Raw genomic sequence first — 15501 nt, 5'->3', positions numbered from 1 at the left:
CCCTCGATCGAGGAGCTGCGGGCCGTCATCCACCCGGAGGGGATGCTCCAGCGCCGCAGCGCCGAGCACTGGGCCGGCCGGCTCTACATGCGGAAGATCTCGCTGCGGATCACCCGCGTGCTGAGCACCGTCACGGTGATCACGCCCAACGGGCTGACCTACCTGATGATGTTCACCGGCATCCTGGCCGGCGCCGCCCTGGTGATCCCCGGCATCACCGGCGCCGTCCTCGCCGCCCTGCTGATCCAGGTCTACCTGCTGCTCGACTGCGTGGACGGCGAGGTCGCCCGCTGGCGCCGGCAGACCTCGCTCACCGGCGTCTACCTGGACCGCGTCGGCCACTACATGTCCGAGGCCGCGCTGCTCACCGGCCTCGGTCTGCGTGCCGCCGACCTCTTCCACCAGGACGGCACCGCCTCCGCCTGGCAGTGGGCCTTCCTCGGCACGCTGGCCGCGCTCGGCGCCATCCTGATCAAGTCCGAGACGGACCTGGTCGACGTGGCCCGCGCCCGCAGCGGCATGACCGCCGTCGAGGACAGCGCCTCCGTGCCGCGCTCCTCCGGTGTCGCCAAGGCCCGCCGGGCCGCCTCGGTGCTCAAGTTCCACCGCCTGATCGGTGCCGTCGAGGCCTCGCTGTTCATCCTCGCGGCGGGCATCGCCGACCAGGTCGCCGGCGGCCTCTTCTGGACGCGCCTCGCCGTGGTGGTCCTGGCCGCGATCGCCATGCTGCAGACCGTCCTGCACCTGCTGAGCATCGTCCTGTCGAGCAGGCTGCGATGAGCGACGCCCTGCGGCTCGGCGCCGTCATCATCACCCAGGGCAACCGCCCCGCGGAGCTCAATGCCCTGATCGACTCCGTCCGCGCCCAGGACGGCCCCCCGGTCGAGCTGGCCGTGGTCGGCAACGGCGCCCCGCTGCCCCCGCTGCCGGACGACGTCCGCACCGCCGAGACGCCGGAGAACCTCGGCATCCCCGGCGGTCGCAACGTCGGCATCGAGCTCTTCGGGCCGGACGGCCGCGACGTCGACGTGGTGCTCTTCCTCGACGACGACGGCCTGCTGCCGGGCCGCGACTCCGCGGAGCTGCTGCGCCGGGCCTTCGCCGAGGACCCGACGCTCGGCATCGTCTCCTTCCGGATCGCCGACCCGGACACCGGCGCCACCCAGCGCCGGCACGTCCCCCGGCTGCGCGCCAGCGACCCGCTGCGCTCCTCCCGGGTGACCACCTTCCTGGGCGGCGCCAGCGCCGTGCGGACGGCGGTCTTCCCGCAGGCCGGCCAGCTGCCCGCCGAGTTCTTCTACGCGCACGAGGAGACCGACCTCGCCTGGCGCGCGCAGGACGCCGGCTGGTCCATCGACTACCGCGCCGACGTGGTGCTGTACCACCCCACCACCTCGCCGGCCCGGCACGCCTCGTACTTCCACAACGTGGCCCGCAACCGCGTGTGGCTGGCGCGGCGGAACCTTCCGGCCCTGCTGGTGCCTCTCTACTTGGGAACCTGGTTCCTGCTCACGCTGGCCCGCCGCCCGTCCGGCGACGCGCTGAAGGCCTGGCTGGGCGGTTTCCGGGCAGGTTGGCGCGAGGCCTGCGGTCCGCGACGGCCGATGCGATGGCGTACTGTATGGCGATTGACCCGCTTGGGCCGACCGCCAATCATCTGATCGCTGCAGCCGGCAGTGCCCCCCTGTCGGTCGAACTACCTTCCGTGATCAAGGACGAATGTGTCGACATTGAGTGACCCGCTCAGCCTCTCGGCCCCGAGGGGTGCCGACGCGGGCCTGACCCCCCAGCAGCTCGTGGCCAAGTACGGCCTCACGGTGAGCGGCCGGCGGCCCGGCCTGCCCCAGTACGTCAGGCAGCTCTGGGCCCGGCGCCATTTCATCGTGTCCTTCGCGACCGCGAGACTGGTCGCGCAGTACAGCACGGCGAAGCTGGGACAGGTCTGGCAGGTCGTGACCCCGCTGCTCAACTGCGTGGTCTACTTCCTGGTCTTCGGTCTGATCCTGGGCAACAAGTCGATTCCGAACTACGTGCCCTGGCTCTGCATCGGTGTCTTCATCTTCCAGTTCATCCAGAGTGCGGTGCAGAGCGGTACCCGCTCCATCTCCGACAACCTGGGCCTGATCCGGGCGCTGCACTTCCCCCGCGCCTGCCTGCCGATCGCCTTCACCATCATCCAGCTGCAGCAGCTGCTGATCTCGATGGTCGTCCTGGTCGGCATCGTGCTGGCGACCGGCATCATGCCGGGCCTGAGCTGGCTGCTGATCCTGCCGACGCTGGTGCTGCTCTGCATCTTCAACACCGGCGTCGCGCTGGTCATGGCCCGCATCGGCGCCAAGACCAGCGACATGGCGCAGCTGATGCCGTTCATCCTGCGCACCTGGATGTACCTCTCGGGCGTGTTCTACAGCATCGAGGCGAACATCGAGACCTGGCCGAAGTGGATCCAGCTGATCGCGGACGTCAACCCGGCCTCGGTCTACATGGACCTGATCCGGTTCGCGTTCGACCCGAGCCACTTCAACCGTGAGGGTCTGCCGCCGCACGTGTGGATGGTCGCCGTCGCGTGGGCTGTCATCGCGGGCCTGTTCGGGTTCGTGTACTTCTGGAAGGCGGAGGAGCAGTACGGCCGTGGCTGACACCGCAACGACCAACGTCAAGGAGGCGGCCCCCGTGGACGCCGACCAGGCTCGCGTGCCCACCGTCGTCGTGGACGACGTGCACATCGTGTACAAGGTCCACGGCGCAGGCTCGGGCAAGGGCAGCGCCACCTCGGCGCTGAGCCGGATCATCTCGCGCAAGCGCTCGCCCGCCATCCGCGAGGTGCACGCCGTGCGCGGCATCAGCTTCACCGCGTACAAGGGCGAGGCGATCGGCCTCATCGGCTCCAACGGCTCCGGCAAGTCGACCATGCTGGCCGCGATCGCCGGCCTGCTGCCGACCGAGCGCGGCGGCATCTACACCAACGGCCAGCCGTCGCTGCTCGGCGTGAACGCCGCGCTGATGAACGACCTGACCGGTGACCGGAACGTCGTGCTGGGCTGCCTGGCGATGGGCATGTCGCCCGCCGAGGTGAAGGCCCGCTACCAGGACATCGTCGACTTCTCGGGCATCAACGAGAAGGGCGACTTCATCACCCTGCCGATGCGCACGTACTCCTCCGGCATGGCGGCCCGTCTGCGGTTCTCCATCGCGGCGGCGAAGACCCACGACGTGCTGCTGATCGACGAGGCGCTGGCCACCGGCGACCAGAAGTTCCAGAAGCGGTCCGAGGCGCGCATCCGCGAGCTCCGCAAGGAGGCCGGCACGGTCTTCCTGGTGAGCCACAACAACAACGCGATCCGCGACACCTGCGAGCGCACCATCTGGATCGAGAAGGGCGAGCTCGTCATGGACGGCCTCACCGACGAGGTCGTGCGGGCGTACGAGAAGCAGAACCACGGCTGATCGCCGCGGGTCGGGGCCGGTGCGGGGGGTGTCCCCGCACCGGCCTCCGTGTTGACCGGACGAGTGCCCGGTACGCGTGTCCGAAGGGGAACGCCGGCCGGGAGCGGTGTAGAACGGGGGAGTGACGGCAGTGGTGGCTTCGGCCAAATCAGACAATCAGACAGATGGCGCCACGTTGCAGAAGGCGGACCTGGAGAACTTCCCGGTCGCACCGTCCTTCCTCCCCGCCGCCTGGCGCACCGACCTGATGGCGGTCTACGGCTTCGCCCGCCTGGTCGACGACGCCGGCGACGGCGACCTCGCCGAACCCGAGCAGGTCGCCGCCCTGCTGGACGCCCCGGTCGTCGCCGACCCCACCGCCTTCCGGCTCGGCCTGCTCGACGGCCTGGAGCGCGACCTCGACCGCGCCTTCGAGGCCGCCCTCGGCCGGGGCGGCGAGCCGCCCCGCCACCCGCTGATGAAGGCGCTCGTCCCGCTCGCCGACCGCCACCCGGTCACCCCCGAGCCGTTCCGCCGGCTGATCGAGGCCAACCGCGTCGACCAGACCACCACCCGCTACGCCACCTACCGCGACCTGCTCGGCTACTGCACCCTCTCCGCCGACCCGGTCGGCCGGCTGGTGCTCGCCATCGCCGGCGTCGCCACCCCCGAACGGATCGCCCTGTCCGACGCGATCTGCAGCGGCCTGCAGATCGTCGAGCACATCCAGGACGTCGCCGAGGACCTCGGCCGCGGCCGGATCTACCTGCCCGCCGACTCCCGGGAGCGCTTCGGCGTCACCGAGGCCGACCTCGCCGAGCCCACCGCGGGCCCCCGGGTCCGCGAGCTGATCGCCTTCGAGGCCGAGCGCGCCCGGACCCTGCTCGACCGCGGCGCCCCGCTGGTGGGTACGGTTCACGGGAGGCTACGGCTGCTACTCGCGGGATTCACCGCGGGAGGGTACGCGGCCCTGGCGGCCGTCGAGGACGCCGGGTACGACGTCCTCGCCCAGCAGCCCAAGCCGGACAAGCGCCGCCTCGCACTGCGGGCGGCGGCACTCTTCGCGAAGGGAAGGTGAACGCCCGAGTGGCGGCATCACCACTGGCGTCGGCGCCGGTCATGGCGGCCTACCGGTACTGCGAGGCGGTCACCGCACTGCAGGCCCGCAACTTCAGCTACGGCATCCGGCTGCTCCCGGAGCCCAAGCGACTGGCCATGTCCGCGCTCTACGCCCTGGCCCGCCGGGTGGACGACATCGGCGACGGAGACCTCCCCGCGGAGCGCAAGGCCGAGCAGCTGCGCCGCACCCGCGAGCTGCTGGACGAGATCCGGGCCGGCGCCGTCGGAGAGGACGACACCGACCCGATCAAGGTCGCCCTCGCGGACGCCGCCCGGCGCTTCCCGATCCCGCTCGGCGGCTTCGACGAGCTGATCGACGGCGTGGAGATGGACCTCAAGGGCGTCGAGTACCAGACCTACGAGGACCTCAAGGTCTACTGCCGCTGCGTCGCCGGCGCCATCGGCCGGCTGTCGCTCGGCGTGTACGGCTGCGAGGACCCGGAGCTCGGCGAGCGCTACGCCGACACCCTCGGCCTCGCCCTCCAGCTCACCAACATCCTGCGCGACCTGCGCGAGGACGCCGCCAACGGCCGCACCTACCTGCCCACCGAGGACCTCGTCCGGTTCGGCTGCCAGGAGGGCTTCGCCCTGCCCGAGCCGCCGGTCGGCGCCGACTTCACCGGGCTGATCGCCTTCGAGGCGCAGCGCGCCCAGCAGGCCTTCGAGGAGGGCCTGCGGCTGCTGCCGATGCTGGACCGCCGCAGCCGTGCCTGCACCGCCGCGATGGCCGGCATCTACCACCGCCTGCTGGGCCGGATCGCCGCCGAACCGGAGTCGGTGCTGCGCGGCCGGGTGTCCCTGCCGGGCTGGGAGAAGGCGTACGTGGCGCTGTCCGGGCTCGCCGGAGGGCGTTCTTGAAACTTCCGCCAGTTATGTCACGCTGTGTCAACAGGGAATCACGGGCAAATCCAGTGATGTTGTCCACGAAGCAACGGCGAGACCAGGGCAGGGGGTGGCACCGATGACCGCACGGACGACGGCCGAACGGCCCACCGCCGTCGTGGTCGGCGGCGGCCTGGCCGGCATCACGGCCGCCCTGCGCCTCGCCGAGGCCGACCACCGGGTCACCCTGCTGGAGACCAGGCCCCGGCTCGGCGGCCTCGCCTTCTCCTTCCGCCGCGGCGACCTGGTCGTCGACAACGGCCAGCACGTCTTCCTCCGCTGCTGCACCGCCTACCGCGGCCTGCTGGACCGTCTGGGCGCGGGCCGACTGGTGGATCTCCAGCCGCGCCTGGACGTCCCGGTGCTCGGCGTCGCCCCCGACGGCCGCCGCACCTTCGGCCGGCTGCGCCGCGCCGGCCTGCCGGTGCCGCTGCACCTGGCCGCCAGCCTGGCCGGGTACCCGCACCTCGGCCCGGCCGACCGGCTGCGCGTGGTGCGCGCCGCCCTCGCCCTGAAGGCGCTCGACCTCGCCGACCCGGCGCTGGACGAGATCTCCTTCGGCACCTGGCTGCGCCGCAACGGCCAGACCCCGGCGACCGTCGCCGCCCTGTGGGACCTGGTCGGCGTCGCCACGCTCAACGCCACCGCCGAGCAGACCTCGCTGGCGCTGGCCGCGATGGTCTTCAAGACCGGCCTGCTCTCCGACCCGGGCGCCTCCGACATCGGCATGGCCAACGTGCCGCTCGGCCGCATCCACCACGACGCGGCCGCGGCCGAGCTGGAGCGGCTCGGCGTCCAGGTGCGGCTGCGCACCCGGGCTGCGGAGATCAAGCCCGCCGACCGGCACGGCGTCCGGCTGGAGGACGGCGAGCTGCTCACCGCCGACACCGTGGTGCTGGCCGGCGCCCAGGAGTCGGCCGCCGCCCTGCTGCCCGCGGGTGCGCTCCCCGACCAGCACCGGCTCGGCGAGCTCGGCCACGCGCCGATCCTCAACGTCCACGTGGTGTACGACCGCACCCTGCTGCGCCGGCCGTTCTTCGCGGCGCTCGGCTCGCCCGTCCAGTGGGTGTTCGACCGAACGGCCCATTCGGGCCTCGGCATTCCCGGCGCCCAGTACCTGGCGCTGTCGCAGTCCGCGGTGCAGGCGGAGATCGACCTGCCGGTCGCCGCCCTGCGCGAGCGCTACCTGCCGGAGCTGGAGCGCCTGGTGCCCGGTGCCCGGGAGGCGGAGGTGCTGGACTTCTTCGTCACCCGCGAGCGCACCGCGACCTTCGACCCGGCCCCCGGCACCGCCCGGCTGCGGCCCTCGGCGGTCACCGGCATCCCCGGCCTCCTGCTGGCCGGTTCGTGGACGGCCACCGGCTGGCCCGCGACCATGGAGAGTGCGGTGCGCAGCGGCCATGCCGCGGCGGACGCCGCACTCGCCCGCTCCGGCCGGCGCCTGCCCGCCGACCGCGGCGACGGGCGGTGGCCGCGATGACGCCGCCCCGCCCCACCACCACTGACATCGCACGACGCCTGGCGCCCACAGCAGCCGGGCATTCGCACGGAGAGGGAACGTACGTGGAGGCTCGCACCCAGGGCGCCGGTTCGGTGAAGGACACCCCGTCGGTGCTCGACCTGCTGGCACGCGGCCGGACCATGTGCACCCCGTCACTGCGTGCCGCCGTCGCCCGTTTGGCCGCACCCATGGACACCGTCGGCGCCTACCACTTCGGCTGGATCGACCGGGACGGCAAGCCCGCCGCGGGGGACGGCGGCAAGGCGGTGCGGCCCGCGCTGGCGCTGCTGTCGGCCGAGGCGGCCGGCGCACCGGCCGAGGCGGGTGTCCCCGGGGGCGTCTCCGTCGAACTGGTACACAACTTTTCGCTGCTCCATGATGACCTGATGGACGGTGACGAGACCCGGCGGCACCGGGCCACCGCGTGGACGGTCTTCGGTCCGGCCCAGGCCATCCTGGTCGGCGACGCGCTGGCCACGCTGGGCACCGAGGTGCTGCTCGACGCGGCGGTGACGGGCGGGGCGACCGCCGCGGACGCCGCACGCGCCGTCCGCCTGATCACCACCGCCACCCGCAAGCTCATCGACGGCCAGGCCATGGACGTCGCCTTCGAGCAGCGCGACGCGGTGACGGTGGAGGAGTGTCTGGAGATGGAGGGCGGCAAGACCGGCGCCCTGCTGGCCGCCTCCGCCGCGATCGGCGCCGTGCTCGCGGGCGCCGACGACCGGGTCTCCGACGCGTTGCAGCGTTACGGTCATCACCTGGGCCTGGCCTTCCAGGCGGTGGACGACCTGCTCGGCATCTGGGGCGCGACCGAGGTGACCGGCAAGCCGCACTGGGGCGACCTGCGCCAGCGCAAGAAGTCGCTGCCGGTGTGCGCCGCGCTCGCCGAGGGCGGCGCCGCCTCCCGCAAGCTGGCCGACCAGCTGGCGGATCCGCAGGGCCGCGGCGAGGAGAGCGAGCAGGTGCTCGCCGCCCGGGCCGCGCTGATCGAGGAGGCGGGCGGCCGCGCCTGGACCCAGGAGGAGGCCCGCCGCCAGCACCAGACCGCCCTCGCCGCACTGGACGAGGTGCCGATGACCGACGAGGTGCGGGAGCACTTCGTCGCACTCGCCGAATTCGTGGTGGTACGAGAGAGGTGACGTGAGTTGACAGCAACCGCGGGCGGCCGGCTCGACCCTGAGTACGATTCCGAGCCGGTCGCGGTGGGCGACCGCCCCCCGGTCCCCGACCTGGTGGCCGACCGTCAGGTGCCGGTGCCGGTGCTGGACGGCCTCGACCCGCCGCCCGAGGACGGGCGGCCGGTCGGCGGTCCGGCTCCGGTAGGACGATCGGACGATGTGCCCGTCGAGGCCGCGCTGGCCCGGGCCACCGCCCACCTGCTGTCACTGCAGAACCCGGACGGCTGGTGGAAGGGCGACCTGGAGACCAACGTCACCATGGACGCCGAGGACCTTTTACTGCGTGAGTTCCTGGGCATCCGCACCGCGGACCAGACCCGGGCCACGGCAGCCTGGATCCGCTCGCAGCAGCGCGCGGACGGCACCTGGGCGACCTTCCACGGCGGGCCGCCCGAACTGTCCACCACCGTCGAGGCGTACGTCGCCCTGAAACTCGCCGGGGACGACCCCGGCGCCCCCCACATGCAGGCCGCCGCCCGGTACGTCCGGGAGGCCGGCGGCATCGCGGCCGCCCGCGTCTTCACCCGGATCTGGCTCGCCCTGTTCGGCTGGTGGCCCTGGCAGCGCCTCCCCGAACTCCCCCCGGAGATCCTCTTCCTGCCCACCTGGGCCCCGCTCAACATCTACGCCTTCGGCCAGTGGGCCCGGCAGACGATCGTCCCGCTCACCGTGGTCTCGGCGCACCGCCCGGTGCACCCCGCACCCTTCGCACTCACCGAGCTGCACGCCGACCCCGCCGACCCGTACCCCGTTCGGCCGATGGCCCCGGCAGTCAGCTGGGAGGGCCTCTTCCAGCGCCTCGACCGGCTGATGCACCACTACCACCGCTACGCGGTGCGCCCGCTGCGACGGATCGCGCTCGCCCGCGCCGGCCGCTGGATCGTCGACCGGCAGGAGGCCGACGGCTGCTGGGGCGGCATCCAGCCGCCCGCCGTCTACTCGCTGATCGCCCTCAACCTGCTCGGCTACCGGCTTGACCACCCGGTGATGAAGGCCGGCCTCGCCGCCTTCGACGGCTTCACCGTCCACACCGAGGACGGCAGACGCTGGATGGAGGCCTGCCAGTCCCCGGTCTGGGACACCTGCCTCGCCACCATCGCGCTGCGGGACGCCGGGCTGCCCGCCGACGACCCGGCCGTGGTGCGGGCCGCCGACTGGATGCTCGGCGAGGAGATCACCACCCGCGGCGACTGGTCGGTCAAGCGGCCCCGGCTCGCACCCGGCGGCTGGGCCTTCGAGTTCCACAACGACACCTACCCCGACATCGACGACACCGCCGAGGTCGTCCTCGCGCTGCGCCGGGTCGCCCACCCGGAGCCCGCCCGGCTCAAGGGCGCGGTGCGGCGCGGCGTCGAGTGGTGCCTCGGCATGCAGTCCCGCGACGGCGCCTGGGGCGCCTTCGACGTGGACAACACCAGCCACCTCCCCAACAAGCTGCCGTTCTGCGACTTCGGCGAGGTCATCGACCCGCCCTCGGCCGACGTCACCGCCCATGTGGTGGAGATGCTCGCCGAGGTCGGCAAGGCCGCCGACCCGCGCGCCCTGCGCGGTACCGCCTGGCTGCTCGACCACCAGGAGGAGGACGGCTCCTGGTTCGGCCGCTGGGGCACCAACTACATCTACGGCACCGGCTCGGTGCTGCCCGCCCTGGTCTCCGCCGGCATCCGCCCCGACCATCCGGCGATCCGCCGGGCCGTCCGCTGGCTGGAGAGCCGGCAGAACCCGGACGGCGGATGGGGCGAGGACATGCGCTCGTACGACGACCCGGGCACCTGGGCCGGGCGCGGCGAGTCCACCGCCTCGCAGACCGCCTGGGCGCTGATGTCCCTGCTCGCCGCGGGCGAGGCCCCGGGCGGGCCGGGCAGCGGCACCGAGGCCGTCGAACGCGGCGTCGCCTGGCTGGTCCGCACCCAGCGGGCCGACGGCACCTGGGACGAGCCGCAGTTCACCGGCACCGGCTTCCCCTGGGACTTCTCGATCAACTACCACCTCTACCGCCTGGTGTTCCCGGTGACGGCCCTCGGCCGGTACGTGTCGGGGCGCCCCCTCGGGGCAGGGGGTGGTGAGCGGTGAGAAAACGTCTCTGCACCGGGCCGAGCGGAGGTACCCATGACCGGTGAACCGTTGCTGGTGCTGTGCGCACTCGGGCCGGAGGCCTGGGCCCTGCGCGGCGGCGACTGGGCCGGGGCGATCGGCGGATCGCCCGTCCTCGTGCGGACGGGCATCGGCCGCGCCAGAGCCGGCCGGAGCGTGCGCGCGCTGCTCGCCACCGGCGGGTACGGCGCCCTGGTCGTCGCCGGGTTCGGCGCCTCCGTCGCCCCCGGCACCGAACCCGGGGAGGTCATCGTCGCCGACGCGGTGCGCGACACCGAGGGCGGGCGCTTCGAACTCGAGTCGGCCCCCTCGCTCGCCAAGGCCCTGCAGGCCTGCGGCCTGACCACGCACACCGGGCTGCACCACACCTCGGACCACGTGGTGCGCGGCGACCAGCGCCGCGCCCTGCACGCCCGCGGCGCCCTCGCCGTCGACATGGAGGCCGCCGCCGTGCTCGCCGCCCGCGCCGAGCTGAGGCCCGACCTGCCCGCCGCCGTGCTGCGGGTGGTCGTCGACACCCCCGAGCACGAGCTGATCCGGCCGGGCACCCTGCCGGCCGGGGTGCGCGCCTGGCGGGCCCTGCGCGCCGCCGTCCCCGGCCTCACCGAGTGGCACCGCCTGGTCGCCACCGCAGCACCCCGTCCACCACAGCCCTCGACACTCCCGCAGAAGGCGAGTTAGCCATGGCCATGCCGCTGCGTCAGTCCATCCGCGTGTCCACCTACCTGTTGCAGCAGAAGCTCAAGCGCCGTGAGAAGTTCCCACTGATCGTCGAGCTGGAGCCGCTCTACGCGTGCAACCTGGCCTGCGAGGGCTGCGGCAAGATCCAGCACCCGGCCGGGGTGCTCAAGCAGCGGATGCCGGTGGCCCAGGCGGTCGGCGCCGTGCTCGAGTCCGGTGCTCCGATGGTCTCCATCGCCGGCGGCGAGCCGCTGATGCACCCGCAGATCGACGAGATCGTGCGCCAGCTGGTCGCCCGCCGCAAGTACGTCTTCCTCTGCACCAACGCCCTGCTGATGCGCAAGAAGCTCGACAGATTCACTCCTTCGCCGTACTTCACCTTCACTGTCCACATCGACGGCCTGCGCGAGCGGCACGACGCCTCGGTGGCCAAGGAGGGCACCTTCGACGAGGCGGTGGAGGCCATCAGGGAGGCCAAGCGGCGCGGCTTCCGGGTCACCACCAACTCCACCTTCTTCAACACCGACACCCCGCAGACCGTCATCGAGGTGCTCGACTACCTCAACGACGAGCTCAAGGTCGACGAGATGATGATCTCGCCGGCGTACGCCTACGAGAAGGCGCCCGACCAGGACCACTTCCTCGGCGTCGAACAGACCAGGGAGCTCTTCCGCAAGGCCTTCGCCGGCGGCAACCGGCGGCGCTGGCGGCTCAACCACAGCCCGCTCTTCCTGGACTTCCTCGAGGGGAAGGTCGACTTCGAGTGCACCGCCTGGGGCATCCCCAACTACTCCCTCTTCGGCTGGCAGCGCCCCTGCTACCTGATGGCCGACAGCTACGTCCCCACCTACCGGGAACTCATCGAGGACACCGACTGGGACAAGTACGGCCGCGGCAGGGACCCGCGCTGCGACAACTGCATGGCCCACTGCGGCTACGAGCCAACCGCCGTCCTCGCCACCATGGGCTCCCTCAAGGAATCGCTGCGCGCCGCCCGGGAGACCCTCGGCTCCGGTCGGATCAACTGAACGCGCGCCCCGGCGCGCGCCCCAGCGCGCGCCCGGGCGTGCGGACAACAGGCGAGCCGACCGCCCCGGCCGCACCCTGGACACAGACGGTCATCGCTCTCCACGAAGTCGCGAGGTGAAGCCATGTCACTTCTGTCCACCATCCAGGGACCCGCCGACCTGAGACGCCTGCCCGCCGGCGACCTCCCACTCCTCGCCGACGAGATCCGCGACTTCCTGATCGACGCCGTCACCCGCACCGGAGGCCACCTCGGACCCAACCTCGGCGTGGTCGAACTGACCATCGCCGTCCACCGCGTCTTCGACTCCCCGCGCGACCGCATCCTCTTCGACACCGGCCACCAGGCCTACGTCCACAAGCTCCTCACCGGCCGCCAGGACTTCACCCGACTGCGCGGCCGCGGCGGCCTCTCCGGCTACCCCTCCCGCGCCGAGTCCGAGCACGACCTCATCGAGAACTCCCACGCCTCCGCCGCCCTCGGACACGCCGACGGCATCGCCAAGGCCAACCAGCTGCTCGGCCGCACCGACCGGCACACCGTCGCCGTCGTCGGCGACGGCGCCCTCACCGGCGGCATGGCCTGGGAGGCCCTCAACAACATCGCCGAGGCCGACGACCGCCCCCTGGTCATCGTCGTCAACGACAACGAACGCTCCTACGCCCGCACCATCGGCGGCCTCGCCCACCACCTCGCCACCCTGCGCACCACCCGCGGCTACGAGCGCTTCCTCGCCTGGGGCAAGGAGGCCCTGCAGCGCACCCCCGTCGTCGGCCCGCCCATCTTCGGCGCCCTGCACGGCGCCAAGAAGGGCTTCAAGGACGCCTTCGCCCCGCAGGGCATGTTCGAGGACCTCGGCCTCAAGTACGTCGGCCCGATCGACGGCCACGACATCGCCGCCGTCGAACAGGCGCTGCGCCGCGCCAAGCGCTTCGGCGGCCCGGTCATCGTCCACTGCATCACCCAGAAGGGCCGCGGCTACCGCCCCGCCGAACAGGACGAGGCCGACCGCTTCCACGCCGTCGGCGCCATGGACCCGTACACCTGCCTGCCCGTCTCGCCCTCCCGCGGCACCTCCTGGACGTCCGTCTTCGGCACCGAGATGGTCGAACTCGGCAAGGAACGCTCCGACATCGTCGCTATCACCGCCGCGATGCTCCAGCCGGTCGGCCTCGCCGACTTCGCCGCCGCCCACCCCGACCGCACCTTCGACGTCGGCATCGCCGAGCAGCACGCCGTCGCCAGCGCCGCCGGCCTCGCCACCGGCGGCCTGCACCCGGTCGTCGCCGTCTACGCCACCTTCCTCAACCGCGCCTTCGACCAGGTCCTCATGGACGTCGCCCTGCACGGGCTGGGCGTCACCTTCGTCCTCGACCGGGCCGGGGTCACCGGCAACGACGGCGCCTCCCACAACGGCATGTGGGACATGTCCGTCCTCCAGGTCGTCCCCGGCCTGCGGCTCGCCGCACCGCGCGACGCCGAACAGCTGCGCACCCAGCTCCGCGAGGCCGTCGAGGTCACCGACGCCCCCACCGTGCTGCGCTTCCCCAAGGGCGACCTCGGCCCCGGCGTGCCCGCCCTCCGCCGGGTCGGCGGGGTCGACGTCCTGGCCGCCACCGGGCCCGCCCCCGAGATCCTGCTGGTCGCCGTCGGCGCCATGGCCCCTGCCTGCCTGGACGCCGCCGCGCTGCTGCTCGCCGAGGGCTTCACCGCCACCGTCGTCGACCCGCGCTGGGTCAAGCCCGTCGACCCCGCCCTGGTCGACCTCGCCGCCGCCCACCGCCTCGTCGTCACCGTCGAGGACAACGGCCGCGCCGGCGGCGTCGGCGCCGCGATCGCCCAGGCCCTGCGCGACGGCGGCGTGGACACCCCGCTGCGCGACCTCGGTATTCCGCAGGAGTTCCTGGCCCACGCCGGCCGCGGTGAGATCCTCGAGGAGATCGGACTCACCGGCACCGGCGTGGCCGCCCAGACCGCCGCCCACGCCAAGCAGCTGCTACCGATCCGAGGAGCGAACCAGCACCATGGCTGACCGTCCCACCGGGGGCCTCGACCTCGCCGCCCTGCTCGCCGACCGCGCCGCCGAGCGCTACGAGCTGCACGCCAAGTACCTCAATCCGCAGCTGCCGCGAATGCTGCACACCATCGGCTTCGACAAGTACTACGAGCGCGCCCGGGGCCCGTACTTCTACGACGCCGACGGCAACGAGTACCTGGACATGCTGGCCGGCTTCGGGATCTTCGCACTCGGACGGCACCACCCGGCGGTCCGCGCCGCCGTCCAGCAGGTCATGGACCTCGACCTGCCCGACCTCACCCGCTTCGACTGCTCCCCGCTGCCCGGCCTGCTCGCCGAGCAGCTGATCGCCCGCGCCCCCGGCCTGGACCGGGTGTTCTTCGGCAACAGCGGCACCGAGGCCGTCGAGACGGCTCTCAAGTTCGCCCGCTGCGCCACCGGGAGGCGGCGCATCCTCTACTGCGACCACGCCTTCCACGGCCTCACCGCAGGCTCGCTCTCGGTCAACGGCGAGAGCGGCTTCCGCAAGGGCTTCGGGCCGCTGCTGCCCGACACCGCCGTACCGCTCGGCGACCTCGCGGCCCTGGCACGGGAGTTGAAGAAGGGCGACGTCGCCGCCCTGATCGTCGAGCCGATCCAGGGCAAGGGCGTGCACGCCGCGCCGCCCGGCTGGCTGCACGCCGCCCAGGAACTCCTGCACGCCCACAGGGCGCTGCTGATCTGCGACGAGGTGCAGACCGGCATCGGACGCACCGGCGACTTCTTCGCCTACCAGCACGAGGAGGGCGTCCTGCCCGACCTGGTGTGCGCGGCCAAAGCGCTCTCCGGCGGCTACGTGCCCATCGGGGCGACCCTCGGCAAGGGCTGGATCTTCGACAAGGTGTACTCCTCGATGGACCGGGTGCTGGTGCACTCCGCGTCCTTCGGCTCCAACGCCCAGGCCATGGCGGCCGGCCTCGCCACCCTGCACGTGATGCGCGAGGAACGGGTGGTGGAGAACGCCCGGACGGTCGGCGACCTGCTGCGCGCCAGGCTCGCCGAACTGGTCGACCGGTACGAGATGCTGGCCGACGTGCGCGGCCGCGGCCTGATGGTCGGCATCGAGTTCGGCCGCCCCAAGTCGCTGAAGCTGCGCACCGGTTGGACGGCCCTGCAGGCCGCCCGCAAGGGGCTGTTCGCGCAGATGGTGGTGGTGCCGCTGCTGCAGCGGCACCGCATCCTCACCCAGGTCTCCGGCGACCACCTGGAGGTCATCAAGCTGATCCCGCCGCTGATCGTCACCGAGAAGGAGGTCGACCGCTTCGTGGACGCCTTCACCGAGGTGATGGACGAGGCACACCGGGGCAGCGGCCTGATGTGGGACTTCGGCCGCACCCTGGTCAAACAGGCGGTCGGCGGCCGGTGAACCCGCCCGAGGGCGTTTCTTCATAGGCGTACGGTGCCCCGTGAGGGGCGCGGGGAACTGCGCAATCCGGATGTGGGCCACCGTGCAGACCACGGCTCGACCCGAACTGCCGTGACAGCCACTCCCGGACTGCGCAGTTCTCCCCCAGCCTTCGGCCGGGAGGTGCCC

At 72.5% G+C, this 15501-nt stretch carries 13 protein-coding genes; all 13 read left to right on the top strand.

Going from position 1 to position 15501, the window contains the following annotated elements; translation table 11 throughout:
- The first annotated feature begins 42 nt into the window (after window positions 1–42).
- Window positions 43–780 (top strand): CDP-alcohol phosphatidyltransferase family protein, encoded by a 738-nt coding sequence (locus ACQ614_RS08130; protein WP_431683860.1) that lies wholly within the window; start codon window positions 43–45, stop codon window positions 778–780.
- Entirely contained in the window at window positions 777–1661 is an 885-nt protein-coding gene (locus ACQ614_RS08125) for a glycosyltransferase family 2 protein (protein WP_431677708.1), read from the top strand. The genes ACQ614_RS08130 and ACQ614_RS08125 overlap by 4 nt, the downstream gene beginning before the upstream one ends.
- A 60-nt stretch (window positions 1662–1721) precedes the next feature.
- The gene (locus ACQ614_RS08120) at window positions 1722–2639 is read left to right on the top strand and encodes an ABC transporter permease (RefSeq protein ID WP_431677707.1); all 918 of its coding nucleotides are present in this window, start codon (window positions 1722–1724) and stop codon (window positions 2637–2639) included.
- Window positions 2632–3447 carry an ABC transporter ATP-binding protein gene (locus ACQ614_RS08115; RefSeq protein ID WP_363493940.1) on the top strand — a complete coding sequence of 272 codons (816 nt, stop codon included), beginning with the start codon at window positions 2632–2634 and terminating at the stop codon, window positions 3445–3447. Before ACQ614_RS08120 ends, ACQ614_RS08115 begins: the two co-directional genes overlap by 8 nt.
- A gap of 175 nt (window positions 3448–3622) precedes the next feature.
- Window positions 3623–4504 carry a squalene synthase HpnC gene (hpnC, locus tag ACQ614_RS08110; protein ID WP_431677706.1) on the top strand — a complete coding sequence of 294 codons (882 nt, stop codon included), beginning with the start codon at window positions 3623–3625 and terminating at the stop codon, window positions 4502–4504.
- Window positions 4505–4545: 41 nt separating this feature from the next.
- Entirely contained in the window at window positions 4546–5403 is an 858-nt protein-coding gene (gene hpnD / locus ACQ614_RS08105; RefSeq protein ID WP_363493973.1) for a presqualene diphosphate synthase HpnD, read from the top strand.
- Between the two features lie 103 nt (window positions 5404–5506).
- Window positions 5507–6907, top strand: a complete 1401-nt coding sequence (gene hpnE, locus ACQ614_RS08100; protein WP_431677705.1) for a hydroxysqualene dehydroxylase HpnE — start codon at window positions 5507–5509, stop codon at window positions 6905–6907.
- Window positions 6908–7068: 161 nt separating this feature from the next.
- A complete protein-coding gene (locus tag ACQ614_RS08095) occupies window positions 7069–8070 on the top strand; it encodes a polyprenyl synthetase family protein (RefSeq protein ID WP_363493971.1) in 1002 nt (333 codons plus the stop codon).
- Between the two features lie 198 nt (window positions 8071–8268).
- On the top strand, window positions 8269–10182 hold the full coding sequence (gene shc / locus ACQ614_RS08090; RefSeq protein WP_431683859.1) for a squalene--hopene cyclase: 1914 nt from the start codon (window positions 8269–8271) through the stop codon (window positions 10180–10182).
- 36 nt (window positions 10183–10218) lie between these two features.
- Window positions 10219–10884, top strand: a complete 666-nt coding sequence (locus ACQ614_RS08085; RefSeq protein ID WP_431677704.1) for a 1-hydroxy-2-methyl-2-butenyl 4-diphosphate reductase — start codon at window positions 10219–10221, stop codon at window positions 10882–10884.
- Window positions 10885–10886: 2 nt separating this feature from the next.
- Entirely contained in the window at window positions 10887–11912 is a 1026-nt protein-coding gene (gene hpnH / locus ACQ614_RS08080; protein WP_431677703.1) for an adenosyl-hopene transferase HpnH, read from the top strand.
- Between the two features lie 123 nt (window positions 11913–12035).
- Window positions 12036–13943, top strand: coding sequence for a 1-deoxy-D-xylulose-5-phosphate synthase (dxs, locus tag ACQ614_RS08075; protein WP_431677702.1), 1908 nt, complete (start codon window positions 12036–12038; stop codon window positions 13941–13943).
- Window positions 13936–15333, top strand: a complete 1398-nt coding sequence (locus ACQ614_RS08070; RefSeq protein WP_431677701.1) for an aspartate aminotransferase family protein — start codon at window positions 13936–13938, stop codon at window positions 15331–15333. The genes dxs and ACQ614_RS08070 overlap by 8 nt, the downstream gene beginning before the upstream one ends.
- Window positions 15334–15501: the final 168 nt, after the last annotated feature.

This window comes from Kitasatospora dryopteridis (assembly GCF_050749075.1).
GTDB lineage: Bacteria > Actinomycetota > Actinomycetes > Streptomycetales > Streptomycetaceae > Kitasatospora.
The sequence above is the reverse complement of the archived record's forward strand: the minus strand, read 5'-3'. Positions and strand labels throughout refer to the sequence as shown.